Annotated in this window: 19 protein-coding genes and 1 CRISPR repeat array; of the genes, 3 read left to right on the top strand and 16 right to left on the bottom strand. The window is 41.0% G+C overall.

The genetic code is table 11. The features are described 5' to 3' along the window. The first annotated feature begins 52 nt into the window (after positions 1-52). On the top strand, positions 53-526 hold the full coding sequence (locus JNG37_RS00910) for a VanZ family protein (RefSeq protein ID WP_238336213.1): 474 nt from the start codon (positions 53-55) through the stop codon (positions 524-526). 23 nt (positions 527-549) lie between these two features. Here JNG37_RS00910 and JNG37_RS00915 read toward each other — a convergent pair whose 3' ends face one another. The 12 genes from JNG37_RS00915 to cas9 form a co-directional block, all read right to left on the bottom strand. Next, positions 550-2,814, bottom strand: coding sequence for a glycogen/starch/alpha-glucan phosphorylase (locus JNG37_RS00915; RefSeq protein WP_158454516.1), 2,265 nt, complete (start codon positions 2,812-2,814; stop codon positions 550-552). A 215-nt stretch (positions 2,815-3,029) separates the two neighbouring features. Beyond that, complete coding sequence (locus JNG37_RS09790; protein ID WP_248027386.1) at positions 3,030-3,287, bottom strand: HIRAN domain-containing protein; 258 nt, start codon at positions 3,285-3,287, stop codon at positions 3,030-3,032. Between the two features lie 154 nt (positions 3,288-3,441). Beyond that, on the bottom strand, positions 3,442-4,155 hold the full coding sequence (gene deoD / locus JNG37_RS00925; protein WP_158455311.1) for a purine-nucleoside phosphorylase: 714 nt from the start codon (positions 4,153-4,155) through the stop codon (positions 3,442-3,444). A 73-nt stretch (positions 4,156-4,228) separates the two neighbouring features. Further along, positions 4,229-4,933: a LemA family protein gene (locus JNG37_RS00930; protein ID WP_158454514.1), complete on the bottom strand. Its 705-nt coding sequence runs from the start codon at positions 4,931-4,933 to the stop codon at positions 4,229-4,231. 9 nt (positions 4,934-4,942) lie between these two features. Further along, positions 4,943-5,752: a purine-nucleoside phosphorylase gene (locus tag JNG37_RS00935; protein ID WP_158454512.1), complete on the bottom strand. Its 810-nt coding sequence runs from the start codon at positions 5,750-5,752 to the stop codon at positions 4,943-4,945. A gap of 11 nt (positions 5,753-5,763) precedes the next feature. Next, positions 5,764-6,120: an arsenate reductase family protein gene (locus JNG37_RS00940; protein WP_158454510.1), complete on the bottom strand. Its 357-nt coding sequence runs from the start codon at positions 6,118-6,120 to the stop codon at positions 5,764-5,766. Beyond that, on the bottom strand, positions 6,120-7,331 hold the full coding sequence (locus JNG37_RS00945) for a phosphopentomutase (RefSeq protein ID WP_158454508.1): 1,212 nt from the start codon (positions 7,329-7,331) through the stop codon (positions 6,120-6,122). Before JNG37_RS00945 ends, JNG37_RS00940 begins: the two co-directional genes overlap by 1 nt. A gap of 81 nt (positions 7,332-7,412) precedes the next feature. Then, positions 7,413-8,087 carry a ribose-5-phosphate isomerase RpiA gene (gene rpiA / locus JNG37_RS00950; RefSeq protein WP_158454506.1) on the bottom strand — a complete coding sequence of 225 codons (675 nt, stop codon included), beginning with the start codon at positions 8,085-8,087 and terminating at the stop codon, positions 7,413-7,415. Positions 8,088-8,216: 129 nt separating this feature from the next. Continuing rightward, positions 8,217-12,407: a CRISPR direct-repeat array (repeat unit 36 nt; unit sequence GTTTTGAAACCATTCGAAACAACACAGCTCTAAAAC). Positions 12,408-12,505: 98 nt separating this feature from the next. Continuing rightward, complete coding sequence (gene csn2, locus JNG37_RS00955; protein ID WP_158454504.1) at positions 12,506-13,171, bottom strand: type II-A CRISPR-associated protein Csn2; 666 nt, start codon at positions 13,169-13,171, stop codon at positions 12,506-12,508. 1 nt (position 13,172) lies between these two features. Then, entirely contained in the window at positions 13,173-13,505 is a 333-nt protein-coding gene (gene cas2, locus JNG37_RS00960) for a CRISPR-associated endonuclease Cas2 (RefSeq protein WP_024381495.1), read from the bottom strand. Next, positions 13,502-14,368: a type II CRISPR-associated endonuclease Cas1 gene (gene cas1, locus JNG37_RS00965; RefSeq protein WP_158454502.1), complete on the bottom strand. Its 867-nt coding sequence runs from the start codon at positions 14,366-14,368 to the stop codon at positions 13,502-13,504. Before cas1 ends, cas2 begins: the two co-directional genes overlap by 4 nt. Further along, complete coding sequence (cas9, locus tag JNG37_RS00970) at positions 14,368-18,513, bottom strand: type II CRISPR RNA-guided endonuclease Cas9 (protein WP_187321586.1); 4,146 nt, start codon at positions 18,511-18,513, stop codon at positions 14,368-14,370. Before cas9 ends, cas1 begins: the two co-directional genes overlap by 1 nt. A gap of 721 nt (positions 18,514-19,234) precedes the next feature. Here cas9 and mnmE point away from each other — a divergent pair. Together mnmE and JNG37_RS00980 are read left to right on the top strand one after the other, a co-directional pair. Beyond that, positions 19,235-20,608, top strand: coding sequence for a tRNA uridine-5-carboxymethylaminomethyl(34) synthesis GTPase MnmE (gene mnmE / locus JNG37_RS00975; protein ID WP_158454500.1), 1,374 nt, complete (start codon positions 19,235-19,237; stop codon positions 20,606-20,608). 92 nt (positions 20,609-20,700) lie between these two features. Continuing rightward, entirely contained in the window at positions 20,701-21,783 is a 1,083-nt protein-coding gene (locus JNG37_RS00980; protein WP_158454498.1) for a hypothetical protein, read from the top strand. Positions 21,784-21,939: 156 nt separating this feature from the next. On the opposite strand, the gene JNG37_RS00985 is transcribed toward JNG37_RS00980, so the two are convergent. The 4 genes from JNG37_RS00985 to pepV form a co-directional block, all read right to left on the bottom strand. Further along, positions 21,940-23,394, bottom strand: a complete 1,455-nt coding sequence (locus JNG37_RS00985; protein WP_158454496.1) for a flotillin family protein — start codon at positions 23,392-23,394, stop codon at positions 21,940-21,942. A 30-nt stretch (positions 23,395-23,424) separates the two neighbouring features. Next, the gene (locus tag JNG37_RS00990; protein WP_158454494.1) at positions 23,425-23,952 is read right to left on the bottom strand and encodes a LemA family protein; all 528 of its coding nucleotides are present in this window, start codon (positions 23,950-23,952) and stop codon (positions 23,425-23,427) included. 14 nt (positions 23,953-23,966) lie between these two features. Continuing rightward, positions 23,967-24,713 (bottom strand): TPM domain-containing protein, encoded by a 747-nt coding sequence (locus JNG37_RS00995; RefSeq protein ID WP_158454492.1) that lies wholly within the window; start codon positions 24,711-24,713, stop codon positions 23,967-23,969. 371 nt (positions 24,714-25,084) lie between these two features. Next, entirely contained in the window at positions 25,085-26,485 is a 1,401-nt protein-coding gene (pepV, locus tag JNG37_RS01000; RefSeq protein WP_158454490.1) for a dipeptidase PepV, read from the bottom strand. Between the last annotated feature and the right edge of the window lie 39 nt (positions 26,486-26,524).

A 26,524-nucleotide genomic window follows, 5' to 3' on the forward strand; every position in this document is an offset into this window, starting at 1 on the left:
TTGCCGTTGGCTCTTTATGACTTTTCTTTTTTACCAGTTCTCGACCATTTTCATGACGGTTGATTTTTTACCTAGTCTTACAGCAATACTATTGATGACTGGGGTTTGCTTTACTCTCTTTCGACTGGTCTATCAATCAGGAATTTCCCGATGGACTCTTTGTTTTTTCTATGGATGCTATGGCTTTCTGCTGCTCTATCTTCTCTTTTTCAAAAGCATGGGCGTCAGAGGTATCAACTGGGATCTCCTTAGCACCTTTTCTCAAGACCTATTTCTCAATCCTGCTATATTGGTCTTTAACCTCTTACTCTTTTTACCACTTGGGTTGCTTTTTTCATTTTCTTGGAAAAAACTTTCTCTCTTTGTAGGGGCTATATTGCTAGTTGAAGCCTGTCAATTCTTCTTTTCACTGGGCTTCTTTGACCTTGGCGACATCTTACTTAACTCCTCTGGCTTTGCCCTTGGAAACTTCTTGGGACAATCCGCAATCGCCCACTCTTTCAAAAATAGAATACAGAAAAAATGACCCCGAAAGGTCATTTTTATATGCTACGCTTCCAAATGCCAGATGTCTTCGTTGTACTGTTGAATGGTACGGTCTGATGAGAAGAAGCCTGCTTTAGCAATGTTGACGATGACCTTATCCAACCAGCTGTCGCGGTCTTCATAGTCTGCCAACATTCTTTCCTTAGTTGCAATGTAGTCTTCCAAGTCTAGCAAGGTCATGAAGTGGTCATTGTGCTTAAGGTTGTCCTGCAAACGCCAGAGTCGTTCATCGATACCACCTGCATGACGAATAGTGTCAGAAGTGATGAAATCAATCAATGGACGGATAGCTTCGCGCTCGTAGAAGGCATACGGATGGTAGGTTCCATTTGCATAGTGGTCAATAACAGTCTGGCTATCTTGACCGAAAATGTAGATATTTTCATCACCAACTAATTCATGAATTTCCACATTGGCCCCATCATCAGTACCGATGGTCAAGGCACCGTTGAGCATGAATTTCATGTTACCTGTACCAGAAGCTTCTTTAGATGCAAGAGAAATCTGCTCTGAAATATCTGCCGCTGGAATGATGAAGCTGGCTTCCGTTACGTTGTAGTTTTCAATCATGACCAACTGCAAGTGTGGTGCTACTTCTGGATCATTTTTGATAACCTGTGACAAGACCAAAATCAAGTGGATAATATCTTGAGCCGTTGTGTAGGCTGGGGCTGCTTTTCCTCCAAAGAAGACTGTCAATGGACGAGTTGGGATGTTGCCTGCCTTGATATCCAAATACTTGTGGATGACATAGAGAACATTCATCTGTTGACGCTTGTACTCGTGCATACGCTTGATTTGCACGTCAAAGATAGACTCTGGATTGACCTCCACACCTTGCGTCTTAGCAATATGACGTTGCAATTTCCGCTTGTTGTGTTGCTTGGTTTCTTCCAACCAATTCTTCAATTCTTTGCTGTCTTTGTGGTCCAAGAGTTTTTCTAACTCGCTAGCATCATGGTGGTAGCCATGTCCAAGTAAGCCATCAAGGTAGCTAGCTAGGCTTGGGTTGGCATGCATGAGCCAACGGCGGAAGGTGATACCATTAGTCTTGTTGTTAAACTTCTCTGGGTAAAGCTCGTAGAAGGCTTTCAACTCAGATGTCTTCAAAATCTCAGTATGGAGGGCTGCCACACCGTTGATAGAATATCCATAGTGAATATCCATGTGGGCCATGTGGACACGACCATGCTCATCGATGATATTAACTGCTGGGTCATTTTTCACTTCTTTGGCACGACGGTCCAACTCTTCGATAAATGGTACTAAGTGAGGCACCACACGGTTCAAGAAGTCAAGCGGCCATTTTTCAAGGGCTTCAGACAAGATAGTGTGGTTGGTATAGGCAGTCATTTTCTTGACAATTTCGATTGCCTCATCAAAGGAAATGCCACGAAGTTCCAAGAGACGAATCAATTCTGGAATGACAAGGGATGGGTGAGTGTCGTTGATTTGAACCACCGCATAATCAGGCAAGTCATGAAGATTTGAACCTTTAGCAACCGCTTCATCAATCAAGAGTTGAGCTGCGTTAGATACCATGAAATACTGCTGGAAGATACGGAGAACTTTACCCTCGTCTGTCGAATCATCTGGATAAAGGAAGAGGGTCAAATTACGGAAAATATCTTCCTTGTCAAACTCAATGCCATCATAAATAATATTGTCATCAACTGAACCAAGGTCAAACAAACGCAAACGGTTCTTCCGCTCAGTCTTATAACCTGGCACATCGATATCGTACAACTTAGAAGTTAAGGTAAAGTTAGCAAATGGCACTTGGTAAGAAATTGGGGATTCTGTCAACCAAGAACGTGGTGTAATCCATTCATTTGGCACTGCAGATTGTTGGTGGTATTCGAACAACTGACGGAAAAGTCCGAAGTGGTAGTTCAATCCGACACCATCTCCGTTGAGACCAAGGCTAGCAATGGAATCAAGGAAGCAGGCGGCCAAACGACCCAAACCACCATTTCCTAGTGATGGCTCCATCTCCACATCTTCAATAGCAATCAAGTCTTTACCTGCTGCTGCAAGCTGGCTCTTCACCTCATCATAAACACCCAAGTTGATCAAGTTATTAGACAAGAGTTTACCAATCAAGAACTCAGCAGAAATATAGTAAACTTTCTTCTTTTGTTGATTAGTATATTTTGCTTCGCTCTGCTGTTTGGTAAATGCTAGAAGAGCATAATAGAGTTCATAGTCAGAACAATCCTCGATACGTTTGGCATACATAGCCTGAACAAAATGTTGTAAATTAATCACGGCGATCTCCCCTTGCAAATTCATTTGTGTAAACATTCAAAAATATTTCATAAACGCTTTTGTAAACGCTTTCTAATTTGATTATACACTAAAATATAAGAAAAAACAAGCCCAAATTAGTTTTTGTCGCATTTCTATCATTGAAAGTAGATTGAAATGATTTATTGTTCTGAATCCTAGCAAAAAACAGAGCTAAACAGCTCTGTTTTTCTATATCATTTACGAAAATCTTTGAATTTTACAACCACACGAAGTTGACGTTCCGGGTGTTCTGTTAAATCTATCATTTGAACTCTGGCTTCAAGGATCTCACCATGTCCATAGAATAACAATCGGCTAATTAGGCTATTTTTATGCTTGGGAATATAACCCAATTTTTTCCCTTGAAATAGAATCACAACTGCTTCTGAATCATAAGGGTTAGCTGGTTCCGCAAGCATTTCTAAAGAAGTACCAAGTTTTAATTCTTTCACTAATCGCTCCCTTATCGTTTTCAAGGAGCGAGCTCATACAGTCCACTGGACTGTATGACTAATAAGCAAATCCAGCTAAATGAAAATCTTCAATGTGACGTGTTGGTTCAAAATTTGCAAATGACATAGAATTCTCCTTACGAATAATCAATATCTATTCAGCAATCAAGGTTTCCAAACCAACCTTCATCATGTCCGTGAAGGTGTTTTGACGCTCTTCTGCTGTCGTATCTTCGTCTGGGTTGACCAAGCTATCAGAAATAGTCATGATTGCAAGTGTTTCAACACCGAATTTAGCACCCAAATAATAAAGGGCTGCAGCTTCCATCTCAACTGCCTTGACACCAATTTGACCAAGTTCCAAATTACGACTGAAAAGTTTAGGCGAGTAGAAACTGTCTGAAGACAAGACATTGCCGACATGCGTTGTCAAATTAAGGTCTTTAGCAATATGATATGCCTTGTCCAAAAGGTTGAAACTTGCAATTTGTGGCAAGTCATATTCTGGCCAATCAATATTGATCATACGAGAGTTGGTTGCAGCTGCTTGCGCCAAGACCAATTCACGAACATGAACATCAGCACTCAGTGAGCCTGCTGTTCCAACACGGATCAATTTTTTCACACCGTATTCATTGATCAATTCATGAGCATAGATAGAGATGGATGGCATTCCCATACCTGTTCCCATGACAGAGACACGATGCCCCTTGTAGGTACCTGTGTAGCCGAACATATTGCGAACTTCGTTGAAGCAAACGGTATCTTCAAGGAAGTTTTCAGCGATAAATTTAGCACGAAGCGGATCACCAGGAAGCAAAATCTTATCAGCAATTTCGCCTGGTTTTGCGGAAATATGGATACTCATTTTTTTCACAAAGGGCTACTAGCCCTTCCTTTCTTTTCTCTATTTATGTAACCCAGATTTCAAATTGACTTGGTTACATATAGGCTTGCTCCTTGAAACCAAGTGTCCCTCTTAAGAAGGCAAATGGCAAGGCATAGATTGATTTATTGTATTGTGAAACTGTGTCGTTGTAATACAGGCGTTGGTTGGTCACCAGAGCTTCAGCTTCTTTGATTTCTCGCATTAAATCACGCAGACTATCATCAGCCCTTCCTTTTGTATCCCGTTCGATCCGTTCCACCAACTTTGTAACTTTTTCAGAGTGTTGCGACAGATGGTCATGGAAATTGTTTGAACCCGAATTGGAAGTGAATTTCTTCTTGGTCTGATGATGATTGGCATCGTTTCCTTCTGCAGTCAAACGGTCTGACTGCTTCTCCTCTTCAATCAACTCGGAAAAGGTATTCTTCACAGACATTTTTAACTCGTGATCTACAATTTTATCCGTCACTTCTTGCAGTTGGTCCAACAACTTTGTAACATGTAGTTGTTTAATCTCTATTGCATTGTAAGAAGTGGTAATCTCCTCTTTTAAGTGAACAACCTTATTATATTGCAGTATAAATAAAATAATCAGATAGGAAATTACTGCACAAATAATCGAAGCACCATTGAAAGGCTCGTAGTTGGTGTTAGAACCACTCGTATCAATAGCTGCAAAGAAAACCAACCAGACTATTGTAAGTAGCGCAATAATGCCTATCCCTTTCAGAACACTGAACCAGGGTTTGTTGGTCATTGATCCCTCCTACAACTCAGCCAAGATAGCTTTGACCAAGCCTTTGAAGTTGCCCTTGATTTGCTCGGTTACTTCTACGACTTCTTCGTGGTTGAGTTCAGATTGGAAACCAGCCGCAAAGTTTGTGATGGCAGAAATACCCAAGACTTTCATACCTGAGTGAGCTGCAACGATAACTTCTGGTACTGTTGACATACCGACTGCATGGGCACCCATAGTCTTGAAGGCCAAGATTTCTGCAGGTGTTTCATAGGTAGGACCTGTCACGCCGAGGTAGACACCATTGTCCAACTTGATACCCAATTTTTCTGCAACGGCATGGGCTTTCTCACGGTATTCTTTGGTGTAGGCATTGGACATATCTGGGAAACGTGGACCAAATTCTTCCAAGTTTTCGCCAATCAATGGATTTTGACCAGTCATGTTGATGTGGTCTGTAATGGCCATGAGGGTACCTGGACCGTAGCCGATACCACCTGCGGCATTGGTCACAATCACGCCTTCACAGCCAAGAGCTTTCATAACGCGGACTGGGAAGGTCACTACTTCCATTGGATTGCCTTCGTAGAAGTGGAAACGACCTTGCAAAGCCAAGACCTTGCGGCCTGCCAAATCACCGTAAACCAACTTACCAGCATGACCTACAACTGTTGACTTACCCCAGTTTGGAATATCTGCATAATCGATTACGATAGCATTTTCTACTTCTTCCGCTAATTCGCCCAAACCTGAGCCCAAAATCAAACCAAATTCTGGCTTGACCAAACCTTTTTCTTCTAAGAAGTTTTTTGTTTCATTGATTTTTGCAAGTAAACTCATATTTTCTCCTTTTATAAATAATCCGACCAGTCATATTCTGGCATTTTTTCCTTGATGATGTCGAGCGGACGACAGAGAAAGGCTGTCTGTTCTCGCTCGATAATGGGACGGTTGAGAAGAGCAGGCTCTTCCACTAAACGCTCAAAGAGTTGTTCTTCTGACAAACCTGCTCGCTCTTCTTCTGTCAAACGAATGACTGCAGAGGGCTGGCTGCCCATTTTTTTCAAAAGAGCTGTCAATTCTACCTCTGTCAGTGGATTTTCTAGGTAATTAACCCACTTGATGTTCAGGTCCTGACTAGGTAGTAAGATTTTCAATTTCTTACATTTGCTGCAGTCGGGATTGTAATAGACCGTCAGTTGTTCCATTAGACCAGGACCCCTAAGAAGCTCTCGCCAATCATGGCTTTTTCGACACCGAAGTTTTCAGCAATAGTCGCTGAAATATCCGCAAAATGTCCGACTGGCAAAACGCCACTGCCGGTGAAGGATTTGCTGTAGGCCAAGAGTGGCACATACTCACGGGTATGGTCTGTACCTGCATAGGCAGGGTCATTTCCGTGGTCAGCTGTAATCAAGAGCAGGTCATCCTCACGCATAGCAGCGATAATTTCTGGGATACGAGCATCGAACTCCTGCAAGCAATCGCGGTAGCCTTCGATGTCACGACGGTGACCATATACAGCATCAAAGTCAACCAAGTTGGTAAATGAGAAACCTTTCTCAAAGTCAGCCAACTGCATGGTTTCAAGAAGGACATCTACACCGTGAATGTTTGACTTGGTGTGGCCCATGTCGTTGGTGATACCTGATGCGTTGAAAATATCGCTGATTTTGCCGACAGAATAAGTTGGCACGCCTGCATCCGCAAGCTTGTTGAGAACAGTTGCTTCAAACGGCGATACCGCATAGTCATGACGGTTGGCAGTCCGTGAGAAATTACCTGGCTCACCAACGTATGGACGGGCGATGATACGACCGAGAAGAGCTGGACGTTCAAGGGTAATGGAACGAGCGTACTCACAGATACGGTACAATTCATCCAGTGGAATAATGTCTTCATGGGCTGCAATCTGAAGCACAGGGTCTGCGGAAGTATAGACGATCAACTCCCCTGTTTCCATTTGGCGAGGACCAAAGTCATCAATAACAGCTGTACCAGAATACGGCTTGTTTGCCTCACGGATGATTTTACGGCCTGAGAACTCTTCGATTTTTGTCAAAATCTCTTCAGGGAAACCATCCCAGAATGTATCAAATGGCTCAGTAATATTGAGACCCATAATTTCCCAGTGTCCAGTCATGGTATCCTTGCCGAGCGATACTTCTTCCAACTTGGTCACGTAGCCAGTTGGATGACTTTCAGCAGGAACAGTCGCAAGGGCTGTATCACGAGGGATGTTTCCAAGACCGATTTTCGCCATGTTTGGCACAGCAAGACCTGCTTTTTCAGAGATGTGGCCGAGGGTATCAGACTCCGTGTCCGCAATCCCAGCGTTGAAAAACTTGTCTGCATCTGGTGCCGCACCGATTCCGACAGAATCCATGACCACCAGGTGAATACGTTTAAATTTAGACATAAGAACTCCTTTATAATGTTCGTCTTTTCATTATACCACAAAAAAGCTCCCCATTAAATAAAAATGAGAAGCGTTTTCAATTTATTTCTTTTCAAGTATTTCTGGTCCTTGTGGTGTGCCAACAATGACCTTAGAAATCAAGCCGATAAAGAGACCATGCTCGACTACTCCCACTGTTTTGTCCAGCTCGTCCGCCAAGGCCTCCGTATCCTCGATGCGGTGCAGATCAAGATCGATAATGAAATTCTTCATATCGGTCACGTGCTTCTGGCCGTCAGTCATCCGAAAACTTGGTCTGTAGCCTTTGGCCTCAAAGTGTCGGAAAAGGTTCTCCGCACCGTACTGCACGACTTCCACCGGCAACTTGAAGGCACCTAGGGTTTGCACCACCTTAGACTCATCGACGATCCAGATGCAGTCCTTGCTGTTGACCGCGACCACCTTCTCCATGAGAAGCGCCGCTCCGCCACCCTTGATACCATTAAAGGCTCCGTCCACCTCATCGGCTCCGTCCACCGTCAAGTCCACGTGATCGACCTCGTCGATGTTTTTTAGGGGAATCCCGAGGGACGCAGCATGCTCAGCCGTGGCATGAGAGGTCGTTACGCCTGTGATTTGTAAGCCCTCCTCTGCAACCCGGCGGCCAATCTCCTGCACGAAATAGTAAGCCGTCGAGCCAGTCCCTAGCCCAACAATCATGCCGTCAGCCACAAACTCCGCCGCCTTAATCCCAACCTGCTCTTTTAGGTTTGTCATCTTTATCTCCTTTGAAGTAAAACGATTACATATAGTATATCATGGAAAACTTTGAATGGACAAGAGGGAGTTAGAAATCTTGGAGGAAAATTGGATGTTGTTAATCGTCATTTGAACTTTGAAAGTTTATGTTTGAAACCATTCGAAACAGCACAGCTCTAAAACGGAAGGAAACCAATCATCTGTGTGATAGGGTTTTGAAACCATTCGAAACAGCACAGCTCTAAAACGATAAGACAACCATCACAATCACATATCATGTTTTGAAACCATTCGAAACAGCACAGCTCTAAAACAATGTACAGATGGTTGATAACCACGAATAGGTTTTGAAACCATTCGAAACAGCACAGCTCTAAAACGATGTTGGTGTTTGGTTTTGTGTAATGGTGGTTTTGAAACCATTCGAAACAGCACAGCTCTAAAACCCACCGCTAAAGCTAGCCGATAGACCAAAGTTTTGAAACCATTCGAAACAACACAGCTCTAAAACTTGAATGCTGACACCTTCACACCTACGGTAGTTTTGAAACCATTCGAAACAACACAGCTCTAAAACACGAAAACCGTTTACATTGTGCCAGAAAACGTTTTGAAACCATTCGAAACAACACAGCTCTAAAACCTAGGTGTCGAAGAAGCCCATTTTCTGAGAGTTTTGAAACCATTCGAAACAACACAGCTCTAAAACAGTGACTGTTGGAGTTTCGCCCCCTCACTCGTTTTGAAACCATTCGAAACAACACAGCTCTAAAACTTAACTGAACACACGGTAACATATATTTCTGTTTTGAAACCATTCGAAACAACACAGCTCTAAAACTCCTTGTAAGTCTCAAGGCTTGACAAGCGAGTTTTGAAACCATTCGAAACAACACAGCTCTAAAACTAGTGTAAAAGGATTTCCTTTCCTTTCTCAGTTTTGAAACCATTCGAAACAACACAGCTCTAAAACGACCAAATTGAATATTTGTGCTCGTTCCCGGTTTTGAAACCATTCGAAACAACACAGCTCTAAAACCACGGCTAGCAGTTAGATACTGGCTTGCTCGTTTTGAAACCATTCGAAACAACACAGCTCTAAAACTTGTTGTTTTCGTCGTTCCATTATTAGTTTGTTTTGAAACCATTCGAAACAACACAGCTCTAAAACGGGGCTTAATCCATGAAGTATTCTGGTAAAGTTTTGAAACCATTCGAAACAACACAGCTCTAAAACTCTATGCTGTGTGTCTTGTGGGTGTCTAACGTTTTGAAACCATTCGAAACAACACAGCTCTAAAACTCGCAGCAATCGAAGAGAGCGCGCAGGCCGGTTTTGAAACCATTCGAAACAACACAGCTCTAAAACTGTGGTTGGTGCTTTTTTTGTTGCATTGAAGTTTTGAAACCATTCGAAACAACACAGCTCTAAAACATTACTCCAATAGTTGTTAATACTAATTTAGTTTTGAAATCATTCGAAACAACACAGCTCTAAAACAACGTGACTAAGATTGGCGTCTACCACGTTGTTTTGAAACCATTCGAAACAACACAGCTCTAAAACTGGGGTAATGCGATTGACTATATGTCTAACGTTTTGAAACCATTCGAAACAACACAGCTCTAAAACCTTGGATATGACTATAAAGATGGATTATACGTTTTGAAACCATTCGAAACAACACAGCTCTAAAACGCTCTTATTATATCATAAGAGAGGAGAAAAGTTTTGAAACCATTCGAAACAACACAGCTCTAAAACCAAGGAGACGGTGAATATTGCGATCAGTCTGTTTTGAAACCATTCGAAACAACACAGCTCTAAAACGACGGTATCATCTCACTAGTGACGTCAGCCGTTTTGAAACCATTCGAAACAACACAGCTCTAAAACTTCGGAACTTTCAAATAGATTTTCAGCCCAGTTTTGAAACCATTCGAAACAACACAGCTCTAAAACATCAGCTACTGTTACACGTTTAAGCCGTGCGTTTTGAAACCATTCGAAACAACACAGCTCTAAAACCTTCTGTCTCTGCAGAAACATTACGAAGACGTTTTGAAACCATTCGAAACAACACAGCTCTAAAACAGACGTGCATCATCTACCGCTACGAATGTGGTTTTGAAACCATTCGAAACAACACAGCTCTAAAACGCGGGTCCAGGAGCACCATCTCTACCATTAGTTTTGAAACCATTCGAAACAACACAGCTCTAAAACAATGCTCGTGCGAGCAAAGACAAACTTGAAGTTTTGAAACCATTCGAAACAACACAGCTCTAAAACACAATAACATAAGGAAACGCATAAGCGTTAGTTTTGAAACCATTCGAAACAACACAGCTCTAAAACAAAGCTTCTGTGAAAGTAGCATTTGCTTCAGTTTTGAAACCATTCGAAACAACACAGCTCTAAAACTAACAGCATAAAAATTTCCATAGGCTTGTAGTTTTGAAACCATTCGAAACAACACAGCTCTAAAACTGTCACCCTTAACGTCCTTGACTTTCAAGCGTTTTGAAACCATTCGAAACAACACAGCTCTAAAACGGAGGGTATGTTAAGAATATAGAAGATGTTGTTTTGAAACCATTCGAAACAACACAGCTCTAAAACACGGAGACTGAACAGTCCTGGTATGACTATGTTTTGAAACCATTCGAAACAACACAGCTCTAAAACTGTATACATGGGTTAAATATGCCGATAACGGTTTTGAAACCATTCGAAACAACACAGCTCTAAAACCAGCAATCAATCCAACTGCCACAGCGATAGGTTTTGAAACCATTCGAAACAACACAGCTCTAAAACAAGGCCTCAAGTGCCCCAGTTAGACTGTCAGTTTTGAAACCATTCGAAACAACACAGCTCTAAAACAGTAAGACGCAGTGTTGTAACCTCTTGATGGTTTTGAAACCATTCGAAACAACACAGCTCTAAAACATCTTTTCCTTTATTGACAGTGATGATCAAGTTTTGAAACCATTCGAAACAACACAGCTCTAAAACGTAGAGCCGTTAGAATCAGAAGTCCTGAGAGTTTTGAAACCATTCGAAACAACACAGCTCTAAAACCATAAGTTGAGTCTTTGTTGAGATAGACAGGTTTTGAAACCATTCGAAACAACACAGCTCTAAAACGCTGAGAATGGCTTCGATTGTTTTTGGATAGTTTTGAAACCATTCGAAACAACACAGCTCTAAAACACAAGTTGAAACACATGAGAACCGTCTTATGTTTTGAAACCATTCGAAACAACACAGCTCTAAAACCACCGAGTACAATTTTCAACGGAATCATACGTTTTGAAACCATTCGAAACAACACAGCTCTAAAACGGTTTCAAACCAACTGCACACCTTATTATCGTTTTGAAACCATTCGAAACAACACAGCTCTAAAACTTAAACACGTCAACATCTTCATCTTTAACAGTTTTGAAACCATTCGAAACAACACAGCTCTAAAACGAAATTTCTTTCTCTAAAAAAGATTTTTTCGTTTTGAAACCATTCGAAACAACACAGCTCTAAAACTAGATGTAGATGTTTGATAACCTTGAGCCAGTTTTGAAACCATTCGAAACAACACAGCTCTAAAACCGAGATTATCGGATTTTTGATTTTCGCCTTGTTTTGAAACCATTCGAAACAACACAGCTCTAAAACTAGTGAATTTCAGTAAAGGTGTTATAATCTGTTTTGAAACCATTCGAAACAACACAGCTCTAAAACAACTGTTTCGTTACTGTATCAAATGTGATAGTTTTGAAACCATTCGAAACAACACAGCTCTAAAACTATCGTGGGAAGCGTATCAACGTGATGTGGGTTTTGAAACCATTCGAAACAACACAGCTCTAAAACGTTGCTCTGGCGGATAACAGGAAGTCGTCAGTTTTGAAACCATTCGAAACAACACAGCTCTAAAACACAATGAAACAAGCTGAAGAGACAATGATGGTTTTGAAACCATTCGAAACAACACAGCTCTAAAACATATGACAATCTATAACTTCGGTGATATGAGTTTTGAAACCATTCGAAACAACACAGCTCTAAAACTCTGCTTTTTCAGCGATTTTAAAAGGGTAGTTTTGAAACCATTCGAAACAACACAGCTCTAAAACACGTAATGCTAACAGTGATATGAAGAATATGTTTTGAAACCATTCGAAACAACACAGCTCTAAAACGGGCTAACCAGGTCAAGACCGAGGCTATCGGTTTTGAAACCATTCGAAACAACACAGCTCTAAAACGTGCGTTACTATCACGTTCATAATCTTTGAGTTTTGAAACCATTCGAAACAACACAGCTCTAAAACCTCGTAGACTATTTTTTGCCACAAAATTTCGTAATCGCACCATTCGTCTCAGCTAGACTTCAGTTTCGAATAGTTTCTAATATTTGTACTATATGTACTTATTTTACAATATTTTCCGATAGTAAGAAATAGTCTTTATCCAAAACATACTGAGGGAAATCTTTTCTTTTTCTCGGTTCTAGAAAAAGAACATCCATATTGGAAAGTTCAATATACTCCCTAGTTTTCTGAATTTCATCCACTGTCAAATAAGATAATACATTGATAAAGACAAGAAATCTCTTCTTATTCAAAAATTGATAAACTTGTAAAATCTCGAAAATTTTATCAAAAATCGTATCACTGATAGTTTCAATTTTGACCCCTAACGCCTTTATCAACTCCAAAACCGTAATCTCATCATACTCCAAATCAAGCTCATTCTCTAAACATTCATAAGAGATTAGTTCAGTAATAGAATTTGCTAATTTTTCAATAATTGATTTCACTTCTGGTTTTTCATTTAATTGATTTTCTAAATCAGCATGGATGAGCTTCAGTATTGGTGCAGCATTAATGTCATATCCTAAAATATCTGTCACCACCATCAGCTCGGAATCTTTAATGGACCTAAATTGTTCGTCGAAAATTTTTAATTCCGATCCATCTTTATATTGATATAAATTCCTAACCAGTCGAGAAAATACTGTCGTATCCTCTACAACAAAAATAGTTGCTTTCTCGACCGTCAGAGCTTCGTCTAGTAACGGAAAGTTCAATTTCATATCAAATCTCCTCTCCTAAAAAGACTATTCGAGAGTCCGTATTTCCTATACAGTCATCTCGCTGACCATGGAGATAAATCATACGAGCAAATTGTTTTTCTGTAACTGTCAGAAGTGTGATATTACCCTTCTTGGGATTATTTGCCTTTAGTCGCTCCAACATAGCATTACTGGCTGAATTGTTCAGGAGTAACTTGCTATAGACTGAAAATTGATGCATAATAAACCCTTCGTTGATTAAAAATTTACGGAATTTACGATATGCCTTTCTTTCATCAACTGTTTCTGTAGGCATATCAAACATCAATAGCATTCTCATATACCGGTAACTCATATCCTAAATTCAGGAACTCCTTTCCCTTTATTATTGAGCGCCTTAATCACTTTCTTCGTATAATCGCTAACAATATTGGTCAGGTACATTTCCTTATTGTTGTATTGAAACGTATCCGAGAAAATTGTAAACAATTCACGCTTAATTTTCACAAAACTATGATTTCGATTTTCGTAAACAATCTGATCTATGATAGGTCGAAAAGGTTCCATAATATCACTTGCAAGATTAAACTGATTGAATTGGTTAGCGTGTTTTAAACCAAATTGTGTCATACAACCAGAAAGAACAACCTCACGCGCAAACATACTAAGCAACAGGGTATAGCCATAATCTAGACTTGCGTTGATGTCATTATCAAGTTCTCGATTAAAATCGTTTCCAAATAAAGTATTAAAGTAAATCCTCGCAGAATGTCCTTCACGATTACTAGGGTCAAAGAGCTCCAAGCTATGGTACAAATTCATGACGGATTGAGATTTTTCAATGAATCCACACTTACTGAGATAGATACTTTGGTTTAGTATTTTCTGGGAAATGATATGTGTCCAAACTTCAGCTTTGATTGCTTCTTCCCAGTCAATTTGCCTCGAAAGCTGTAAACTGGAGTCATGCCGAGCATAATAAGGCATCAAGTGTGCTGTTGGTAGTCGCTTATCATCACAAAAAATAACCAGAATGTTTTCATCTACTAATCGCTTGATTAACATCGTAGACAGCACAATATCAGTTGTTTCCAGCAATAAGATGTCAACCTCGGACAGATGAATCATTTCTGTCCGAGTAGCATCTTTAAAAATCAAATGATTATTTTTATATGATAGTTTGGAGTGTGTATTTACAATAACAGTCCGCCAACCCATTAGTCTCCTCCTAATTTGCTCAAATCAATACGTGTTTCGTAAAGACCAGTCACAGACTGATGAATGAGGGTAGACTTGAGAAGTGAAGATGGGGTGTAATCTCTATAGCGTGGGATTTTAGTGCCTAAAAATTCAAAATCAACAGCACTACCTAGGGCAGTTAGATTCAACAAGTTGATGAATGAATTGCAAAGTTCCTCAAGGTTATCAGTATCTTTTCTAGCTGAATATGCTTCTACAATCCGTTTTCCATTAGCTTTAGCTCCAACAATTTTTTCATTGTATTCGAGGATGTATGTCAGTAATTCATCAAAAACATGACGATGAGTTTCCACATATTTCTTATGTCCAGGCTCCAGCGTTCGATTTACTCTCATTGCATGGTAAAGTAAAGTAACAAATTTATCTGGCAGATACATCTCATTGCCCTTATGAATTTCTCCACGTTTATTATTTGTTGACAAGATGCTTGCAAGCATTCGTCTGCTGCCGTTTTCCAGTTCAAAAAGGCTATATTTTGGTAATTTAATAATGGATTTAATATCTTTATATCCAAGATTCAATAAATATTGTTTTGGATTTTTCTCAAAATCCTTCCTAGCTAGAATGGAGATGCCTTGAAACTCTGTTACTTCCGCTTTACTTTTCTTTTTCCCCTTCTCAATAATTCCATTCACTAGAACGGCATAAGAATTTGAAATGCCTGCATAGCCACCGTAACGCTTTGTATCAAAACTTTGTTTGGCAGGAACCAGATTTTCAACACTTCCTTCTTTAGGCCTTGGTGAAAGATTTGCATTATAGAAGCCTTTAGGTTTCCCTCTATCTAGACCATGGTTTTGAACCTCTGTCTTTTTAACAACATTCACTTGCGGATAAGATAAGACTTTTCTGACCGTTTTAAAATCTGATTTCTTATTCCAAACAATCTCCCCAGTATCCTTGTTCACTTCAGTTATTGGACGAATCCTTACCGCACCTGTTTTTGAATGTACAACAATTCGTTTGAAAAAGTTCATGATATTAGAATAAAATAAGACTCTCACGGTTGCTGACTTACGAGATTTGTAACTATTATACGTTGGATACTCTCCATACACAAATTCTGGTGCTAGTTTAGGATATTTCTTCAGCAAAGCTGTTGCTACTACTGCATTCAGATAAGCATCATGAGCGTGATGGTAATTGTTGATTTCACGTACCTTGTACAGCTGATAGTCTTTTCTAAATTGAGATACTAAGCTTGATTTTAAGGTAATAATATTGACTTTCGGATGACGAATCCTATTTCCAGCTTCATCCAACTTCGTATTAAAACGCGTATCTAAAATCCTAGCTACATGTTTTGTAATTTGTCTAGTTTCAACTAACTGCCGTTGGATAAATCTTGCCTTATCCTCATTGGTCAATCCACCTCGCTCCGCCTTGGTCAGGTTATCAAATTTACGTTGGGAAATGAGCTTAGACTTTAATAACTGTCTCCAGAAATATTTCCTATCATGAACAATTTCAATACTTGGTACATCGTCAGATTTCCCTCTGTTTTTAGCAGATTTTGTCAAAACTTTATTATCTAGTGAGTCATCTTTGATGAAAGCTTGAGGAATAATATGGTCAATATCATATTCGCTAAGGCTATCTATATCTAATTCCTCATCTGTGTACATATCTTTACCATTCTGAAGATAGTAGAGAAATAATCTGTCACTTTGTAAATGAATATTGTTGACTTTAGATACTCCATAAGGTTTCTGTTCTTCTAATATTTTACTTCCAAAATCCTTCAAGGCTTTCTCTAATCGATTTATACGCTGTTGCGAGTTACGGCGACCTTGATTCGTAAACTGATTTTCACGCGCCATTTCAACAACGATATGCTCAGGATCATATCCCATAACCTCTATCAATTCATCCACAATTTTTAAACTTTGTAGGATTCCTTTTTTTATGGCTGGGCTTCCAGCAAGATTCTGTACCTCTGTATGATAGTCTTCTATTTTACCTACCCTTTGAGCTAATCTTATTTCATCTACGAATGATAGGGTATCGTCATGAATCAATTGCATAAAATTACGATTACTTGTGCCATCATCTATTAGATAGCCCAAAATTGTTTTTCCAGTTACCTTATCTCGTATGCCGTTAATTAACTTAGCAGACAACCGACCCCAACCAGTATAATGGCGACGTTCCATTTTTTTGCGTTGCTCTTCTGTCAATACATCCTTATACTTCTCCAGGCGTTTTCTAATCATTTCTCTATCTTCGAATAGAGTTAAGGTCAGCACAATATCTTCAAGAATTTCTTGATTTTCTTCTGCATCCATAAACGCTTTATCTTGTATAATTTTAAGTAAATCATGATAAGTTGGAAGACTAGCATTAAACTGATCTTCAAGGCCTTTTAATTCAACCCCCTCGTAGCCATTGGAGTTTTCCAAATAAGATTTGATATCTTTGGCTGTGACTTTTCGCTTCGTTTTAAAGAAAGTTTTAACGATATCCTTTTTTTGTCTACTATCAAGGAATTGATAATCACGCATTCCTTCTGCTATAAATTTAACTTTTGTCAACTCATTATATACTGCAAACTTTTCATATAGCAGACTATGCTTTGGAAGAACCTTTTGATCCGGCAAGTATTGATCATAGTTTGTCATACGAGTGATGAAGTTTTCGGCGGAAGTTTCCTTATCAACCATTTCATCAAAATTCCAAGGCCTAATCTTTTCGTCTGATTTACGATTTAACCAAGCAAATTCACTATTTCCTCGTGCCAGCGGACCAACATAATAAGGAATACGGAAAGTTAGTATTTTTTCAATCTTATCCTGATTCTCTGCTAGAAACGGATAAAACTTAGCCTGTCTTCTAATAATAGCTTGCATCTCTTGAAGATGAATTTGATGTGGGATAGAACCATTATCAAAGGTACGTTGTTTTCTAAGGAAATCTTCTCTATCGATTTTATCAATGAAATAATCGCTTCCTTCAATCTTCTCTATTGCTTTTTTTATGAACCTATAAAAATTCTCCTGCGTCGTTTTGCCTTCAATGTAACCTGCATAACCATCTTTTAGCTTATCATTGAAAACTTCTTTATAGGAATCGGACAAATTCTGACGAATGAAATCCTTCAGTAAGGCTAAGTCTTTTTGATGCTCCTCATACCTATCAACCATTGAACTCGAAAGTGGAGCTTTTGTTGTAGAGTCAGTTGTTGACAAAATCCCTGCCAGCAATATCCCATCGTACAAGGATTTTGTCGCGATAAACAAGTCAGCATAATCATCTCCGATTTTACCTAATAACTCCTCCAAATCTTCTTCGTACGTTTCTTTTGAAAATTGGATTTTTGCATCTTCAGCCAGCTCGAAATTTGTTTTAAAATTAGGCTGTAACCCTAGGGCAAGTGCAAGAAAATTACCAAACAGCCCATTTTTCTTTTCGTTTGGAAAATAATGAAGAACATTTTCTAAACGTCTAGACTTGCTGACTTTTTCAACTAAAACATCTGCAACATCTGGTATATTCTCTGACAAATAGCTACCCTCAACGGTTTTGTCGAACATCTCAACAAAGTCATTAAATAAATGTTGAACATCTTTATTTTCAGATTTTAAATCCCCTTCATACAGAAAATGCCCTCTATACTTTATAATGTGAGCCAAAGCAAGATAAATTAAACGAATATCAGCTTTTTGAGAAGAATCTGCTAATTGTTTTCTTAAATGATAAATAGTTGGAAACTGTTTGTGGTACTCTTTTTCTTCCTGCAAGGTCCCGAAAATAGGGTGCTTGCTTCCTTGTTTATCCTCAACAATAAGAAACGAATCGTCAAGACGTTGGAAAAAACTGTCATCAATCTTATTAATTTCTTCTGCAAATATTTCTTGCAAGTATAAAATACGATTTCTGCGGCGTGTGTAACGTCTACGAGCTGTTCGCTTTAGTCTGCGACTTTCTGCTGTATTGCCTTCATCAAATAGTAGGGTACCTAGTAAATTTTTTTTAATGTACCCCTTTTCGGTATTTCCAAATACCTTCATTTTTTTGGAAGGCACCTTATAATCATCTGTAACAACAGACCAACCAACAGAATTGGTACCAATATCAATCCCGATGGCATATTTTTTCTTCAACATAGTTTTGCTCCTTTGTTTTTATTACTAATTTAATAATGTTGTTACTAACTCTACTATACTTTTAAGAAATTTAAAAAACTCTGTAAACATAATTAATTTTTTCTTCTTCATTTTTAAATCTCCTTAAATACAAATTAAAAATATAAGTATAATTGAATTATACACAACACTTTAGATAGATGCAAGAAATTATATATTTTATAAAAAGGATTTTGTTATTGCTGATAATTTTGTTATAATCAAAAGTGATTTGTATTTAGTTTTAGTACTGTGTTGGTTTAGAGTGCAACGATTTTTTATAAAAACTCTTGCAAATATTTGTAAGATGCTATATAATAATTTTGTTGGAACCATTCGAAACAACACAGCGAGTTAAAATAAGGCTTTGTCCGTACTCAATTTTGCGCACCGATTCGGTGCTTTTTTATTTCTGTTTTTATTATATCAAATTTTAAACCGTTTTCAATACATATCTTTGTATCAGCATCTCTAAAATGTGCTTTTTTCTTCATTCCATGTTAAACTTATAAGTAAGATTTGAGAACCTATATTCACAGTTCAGTACTTCCATCTAAGGCTAGTTTATCAGCTATTCATCGTTATTTTTTTCAAAATACAGTCAGCTTTCTCTCAAAAAACTGCCTTGATTTACAACAAACTACCTCTTATCTAAAAAATACTTTACTTGTGAATTCAGATTCTAGTTAGAAAGCACATTATTATGATTACCAAAGAATTCGACACTATTACCGCCATTTCCACTCCTCTCGGTGAGGGGGCCATTGGGATTGTCCGCCTGTCTGGGACGGATGCTTTTGCCATTGCCAGCAAGGTTTTCAAGGGAAAGGACCTAGCAACAGTTCCTAGCCACAGCCTCAACTACGGCCACATTATTGACCCTGCGACGGGGCAAGTGCTTGATGAGGTCATGATTGGGGCCATGCGTTCACCAAAGACCTTCACGCGCGAAGATGTCATTGAGATTAATACCCACGGAGGCATCGCCGTTACCAACGAAATTCTCCAGCTCCTGATTCGCCAAGGGGCTCGAATGGCTGAGCCGGGTGAGTTTACCAAGCGTGCCTTTCTCAACGGCCGTGTGGATTTGACCCAGGCCGAGGCTGTCATGGATGTTATCCGTGCCAAGACCGACAAGGCCATGCACAATGCCGTCCGCCAGCTTGACGGCTCCCTCTCCCAGCTCATCAACGACACCCGCCAGGAGATTCTCAACACACTGGCACAGGTCGAGGTCAACATCGACTACCCTGAGTACGACGACGTCGAGGAGGCAACGACAGAGCTGGTCCGCGAGAAAACCCTCCAGTTCCAAGCCCTGTTGGAAAATCTCCTCCGTACTGCACGTCGTGGAAAAATCCTGCGTGAAGGCATCGCAACCGCCATTATCGGTCGTCCAAATGTAGGAAAATCCAGCCTGCTCAATAATCTTCTCCGCGAGGAAAAAGCCATCGTTACAGACATCGCAGGAACAACCCGCGACGTTATCGAAGAATACGTCAACATCAAAGGCGTCCCCCTCAAGCTGATTGATACCGCAGGTATCCGTGAAACAGAAGACATCGTTGAAAAGATCGGTGTGGAACGGTCTAAAAAAGCCCTTGAGGAGGCCGACCTGATCCTGCTAGTCCTCAACGCATCCGAGCCCCTGACCGAGCAAGACCGCAATCTCCTAGCCATTTCCGATATGGCCAACCGTATCGTCCTACTCAACAAGACCGACCTGGAAGAGCAGATTGAAACAGACCAACTGCCCGAGGATGTCATCCGCATTTCCGTCTTGAAAAACCAGAATATCGACCAGATTGAAGAAAAAATCAACCAGCTCTTCTTTGAAAATGCTGGTTTGGTAGAGCAAGATGCCACCTACCTCTCCAATTCCCGCCACATTTCCCTGATTGAGCAAGCCGTCCAAAGCCTACAATCTGTCAACGACGGACTGGAAATGGGCATGCCTGTCGACTTGTTACAGGTTGACCTGACACGCTGTTGGCAGATTTTGGGAGAGATAACAGGCGATGCTGCACCAGATGAACTCATTACCCAACTCTTTAGCCAATTTTGTCTTGGAAAATAATTCAGTAGCAGATTTTTCTGCTATTTTTTTTGGTGAAATTCTTGCTTTTTTTGTCCTATTGTATTATTATGTTAATAGAAAGAGGTGGTTTTATGAAAAAGTTAATTGCTCTGATTATCACACTGATTATCGCCTGCATTGGCATTCTCTTTTGGAATTTTACCAGTTACAAGCAAGAGCCATTGCCGATCCAGGCAGATGCTGATTTCTACATCGTCCATACCAACGCTATCTCTGCCTATCGCTTAAATGGAGACACTATCGAGACGCTGAAATCAACAAAGATGTGGATTTCGGACCAAATTGCTTGGCGGTCAGCACGGACGGTCGATCAGCGCTACCTCATCATGTCAGAAGATGGTGTCAAGTCCTTTGGTGAATCCCTGATTAAGCTCGATTTTCAGGATGCTACCATACAACGCCGGGCAACCCGTCATTTTTCTCATGTAACAGGGACAGATGGCAAGTATTTCTATACCAATGATTACGGTCAATTGACTAAGTTTGATACCGACCTCAAGGAAGTCAAGGCTCATGTTTTTAAGGAAGACCATTTTCCTGAGCAAAACATCAATGTATACAAAGATAAGATTTACATGACAGGCTCCATCCGAACTTCAAAGCCTGGGGAAGATTGGAACGCCAAAAATGTTCTCTTTATTTTTGACAAGGAAAATTTGGATCTACTTGATACTGTCGAGATTGATCAAGACCTATCAACTATCAATAGCCAGATTGTGGGCGACAAACTCTACCTTCCAATTGCAGCTTATCAAGAAGACCAGCAAAACTTTATTCGCTCCTATGATATAGCAGTCTTTCAACTGGATACGCTTGACATGCAAAAAATTACTTTAGATACCCATAGCCCTGAGGTTATCCATCCAATTGAAGATCAAGACCTGCTTTTTATTGAACATAGTAGCTATGAGCACGGTCAGTTGCTCGCAACTATCTACGACACCAAAACGGGACAAGAATCGCTGCATGATTTTTCACAGTTTGACCCTGATGGTAGTTACTGGATTTCTTCTGTCAAACAGGTCGATGCGGAACGCTTGGTCATCACAATTGGCGACCATCTTCTACTCTACAACTGGAAAACAAAAACAGTACTTAGTCAAGTAAGGACCGAATTTGAAGCCATTAGTGGCCTTTGGTGGGCAAACAACTAAGTTTGTTATAAGTAAAATTTCCACGTATTTCCTATCTGTGGTAAATGAAACACCTAGAAAGTTTAAACTTTCTAGGTGTTTTTGCTTGTGTTGCGATGCAAATCCTCCACCAGTAAACTACAAGGTGGCTGATCGTGATGAAGATTTCACAGAGATTTATTTGTCTATTTTCTGATCTTCCTGACTAGCTAGTCCATTTGAGATAGCTCGGCCAGTCAAAGTCGCTGTGATCAAATCACGGACATTGAGTCCCAGTCCTTCTGTTGTTTTATCCATAGTCGTCATCAAGTCGCCCACCATCTTAGAAGCATTGCCTTCGCCATACATGGTAATTTTATCGACATTTCCAAGTGGAGCAGCGATATTCTTGGCGATTTCTGGAAGAACATTGACTACCATTTCTGTCACCGCTGCATCATTAAACTTAGCCATGGCATCTGCTTTCTTGCTGAGACCTTCTGCTTCGGCTTCAAGTTTCAATCTGATGGCTTCGGCTTCAGCACGTCCTTTGGCCTCAATCCCTGCTGCTTCTTGCTCCGCAGCATACTTAGCAGCTTCGGCACGCGCCTTTTGAGCCTCTGCTTCTTTTTGCGTTTCGTAGAGTTCAGCTTCAGCTTTTCGTTGGCGTTCAATCAAATCCGCTTCTGCTGCTTGTTGTCGAGCATATTTTTCAGCTTCGGCTTGCTTGCGGATGGTTGCAGATAGTTCTTGCTCACGGACTTTTACTTCTTCAGCCTTGACTTCTGCTTCTTTTTGTTGCTTGACGATATTGGCTTCCGCTGTCGCCCGTTCGATCTCCTTACGCTGTGCTTGTTCTTCAATGCCATAGGCTGCATTGGCTTGGGCTAGTTGGACATCTGCCTGCCGTTTGAGATTGGCTTGTTCGATGGCCAGTTCATTTTGTTTTTTTGCGATTTCCAAATCAGCGGCGACACGCGCATCGTTGGCTGCCTTATCTTCTCGGGCACGAACTTCCGCCTGCTCACGCTCTGCTTTTGCACGGGCATTTGCAGCATCTTTTTGGATGGTCACAATGTTGTCAATCCCTAGGTTTTTAATCACATCATTGTCGTCTGTGAAGGATTGGACGGTAAAGGCAATGATTTCTAGCCCCATCTTGGCAAGATCGGGAGCAGCATTTGACTGGACCTTTTCTGCAAAGGCTTGGCGGTTGTTGACCATGTCTCGCAGTTCCATCTGGCCGATGATTTCACGCAGATTTCCTTCCAAAACATCTTGAATGGATGCAGAAATGTCCGCCGTTTTCCAGTTAAGGAAGTTTTGGGCCGCTGCATTGAGTAATTCTTCGGTCACACCGACCTTGACTTTAACTACTGCATCTGCTTTGACGTTGATAAAATCAAGAGTAGGCACAAAGTCTGTTGTCTGAACATCTGTTGAAAACTGTTCAATGGAGACATAGGACCGCTTTTCAATAAATGGAATCATGAAACCAGAACGTCCAATTAAGGTTCTTGGCTTCCGCAAGCCTGTGATGACAATGGCTTCATTGGGTTTTGCTGAAACGTATCCTAGGGCAAACAGGATGATAAATCCGATAATCACCAATAGGGGAACAAAAATGGTCATGAGGGTTGTTACGATTTCCATAATCTTTCCTTTCTATTCTTGTCTGGTAAATCATTGAGGGTAATAGGCTTCCTCTTCCATCGAGCTGAGTGGAGTGAGGAGGTTTGTTGGAAATTGGCTCTTAAACTCCTGAAAAGCTTGAAGGCTTTGGTTGTAGCTACGTGCTGCCGCCTCGAGAGTGGTCGCTGACTCTGTAATGTCATCCGCCAGTTCCATGGCCTTGACTTCCATGACGGTCGCCGCCTCTTGGTCAACTGCTTGCGCTAATGAAACAAGACTTTTAGAAAGATCTGCACTTGCCTGCCAATAAGAGGCGCTATACTTTGGTGCTGCATTTTCAAATACATCCTGGCACTCTGTCACTTCTTTGATAAGTTCTGGACGGACCTGCAAATTCTCGGCGGTTGCTAACAAGCTTGGAAGCAAGTGATACTGTCGCTCTATGGGAGCAATTAAATCCACTTGCGCAAGCTGAACTTGATTCTTTGCTTCTGAAACCTGTAAATAAGACCAGGTCAAAAAGCCTACTATTCCAAATAGAGTCAAGCCTGCTAGAAAAAATATATATACTTTCTTCATCTTGCTCCTCCCTTCTATCTTCCCATATCAGCTCGGCCATCACTAGCTGAATCACTCGTCCAACTTGGACTCTCTAGGGTTGTCTTATCTGACTGGTTGGGAGAGGAGGAAAAATGATCAAAGGGAATCCAAAGAAATTGGCCTGCATCTCCCTTTTTCCTAGCTGACTGATCCATGACAATAGCAAAGGTTAAAAAGGCTCCTAAAACAAGCAAGGGCAAATAAGTTGATAACTGCTGGTAGACACTTTTTTCTTCTACTTGGAGAGTCGTTTTCCCAAAAACTTGCTCTTCGATTGCGGCCAGCAACTGTAAGCTTACCTTGTCAAGCTCGCCTTCTTGAAACTTCTCTTGAACAGATGCCAAGATATTCGTTATTTCTTCTTCCGTCAAAAACGTTTGGAGCCGGTCGCTGATTTGTAGGTGAACTTGCTGGTCTTTCCTAGCCATGATCACCAGAACAGCCGATGATTGCTCTGCCTGTCCCTGCCAATCAGCTAGAAGCCTGCTAGCCTTAGAAGCAAGGTCGGCATCCACTTGGTCCGTCACATAGTACCAAACTCGAAGAGGCTGCCCTGCTTGCTCCCAGCCCTGGTTTTGCTGGTCAATGGTCTGCTTGGTCTCTTCGGAAAGATAGGACTGGGGATCCTTCACCATGCTCGCCACTGGCTTTTCCAAATCGGTATCTGCAACCACGGGGGGGCCTAACCAAATCAGCAAGGCAGAAAGCATAGAAAAACAAAACAAGAAGATTTTTTTCATCGTTGGAAACCTCCTTTCTCCTTTTTTATATCATTATACCATTTTTTCTGAGTTGTAAACTGGATTTATATGTCTTTTTTCATACAAAAAAACAGCTGTTAAATGACAACTGACTAAAACTTTCTCGCTTCTTAATTTTCAAGCCCATAATTCAAGGCCCCCGAACCTATTTTCGATCGTGTATTTCTAGGCGAAATGATTCAAGGTCCACTGGACCTGTTTTCGCTCGTGTATTTCTAGGCGAAATGATTCAAGGTCCCCCGGACCTGTTTTCGCTCGTGTATTTCTAGGCGAAATGATTCAAGGTCCCCCGGACCTGTTTTCGCTCGTGTATTTCTAGGCGAAAAGATAAAAAGGTCCCCCGGACCTTTTTATTTAATCAGTTCATAGATAGCTTCTGCGTAAATGGCAGCGGCGCGGTAGAGCTGCTCCACTTCGATAAATTCGTTGGCTTGGTGCATGGTGTTGACATCGCCTGGGAACATAGCTCCGTAGGCAACACCACGTTTGAGCAAGCGGCCGAATGTTCCGCCACCGATCACTTGTTCGTGACCTTTCAAGCCTGTGTGTTTTTCATAAACAGACAAGAGGGTTGCAACCATTGGGTCATCGATTGGGCAATAATGTGGGGTATGACCATGTTCAGACAAGCTGACAGCTTCCACGCCAAGTTTTTCCAAACCAGCCTTGATGGTTTCTGGGTTGGTATTTTTTGGATAACGGAAGTTGAGGGCAATGGTGTTGTCAGATGAAGTTTCTTCAAACTTAAAGACACCTGCGTTCATAGAAAGAGCTCCCATCTGCTCATCGTAGATGGCTACGCCGAGTTTCTTAGCGTCATGGTCTTCCAGAAGGACTTGTCCTGCTAAGTCAAGATAGGCTTTGGCTGCTCCGTCAAAGGCGAATTGGCTGAGGAATTTAGCCAAGTAAGTTGCTCCGTTGACACCTTCTTCTGGGGTTGAACCGTGGGCTGATTTTCCGATGACGGTGACTTGAACTTGACCGTTTTCAAGGTTTTCCGCGTCAGCTTGTAGGCCGTAAGTAGCTGTGAATTCTGCCAACTTGCTGTCCAGGTCTGCTAGGTCGCCAGAGATGATAGCTGTCGCAGACTCAGGCACCATGTTCTCACGCAAACCGCCTGCGAAGGAATGCAGTTTAGCAGCTCCGCTATTTTCCCCCGCAAAATGAAGATAAGCTGTGATATTGCCCTTTTCGCCGTTGATAATCGGGAACTCGGCATCTGGAGAAAATCCGAAATCTGGCAGGGGAAGGCCGACGTGCTCGAAGTAATAATCCATGTCTGCCCAGCCCGACTCTTCGTCGGTACCAACAATGAAGCGGACTTTTTTAGAGGTCGGAAGGCCCAACTCCTTGATGATTTTCAAGCCGTAGTAACAAGCCATGGTTGGCCCCTTGTCGTCAGAGGAACCGCGGGCAAAGAGCTTGCCGTCGATGATTTGCGGCTCGTATGGGTCGGTGTTCCAACCGCTTCCTGCCGGCACAACGTCCAAGTGACCGAAGATACCGAGGACTTCGTCGCCCTCGCCAAACTCAAAGTGACCTGCGTAGTTGTCAACGTTCTTGGTTGGATAACCATCACGCTGAGCGATTTCCAAGAACTTGTCCAAGGCACGCACTGGGCCAGGTCCAAATGGATGCTGGGTATCTGCCTGGCTGTCGTCACGCTCAGAATTGATGCGTAAAAGGTCAAAGAGGTCCGCTAGAAACTCATCTTTGCGTTTGTCAAACTCTGCTCTAAAATTTACTGTCATATGTTCTCCTTTTCAGTATCGTCATTTGGTTTATCTTTT

It is taken from the genome of Streptococcus suis, assembly GCF_016775005.1.
GTDB classification, from domain to species: Bacteria; Bacillota; Bacilli; order Lactobacillales; family Streptococcaceae; genus Streptococcus; species Streptococcus suivaginalis.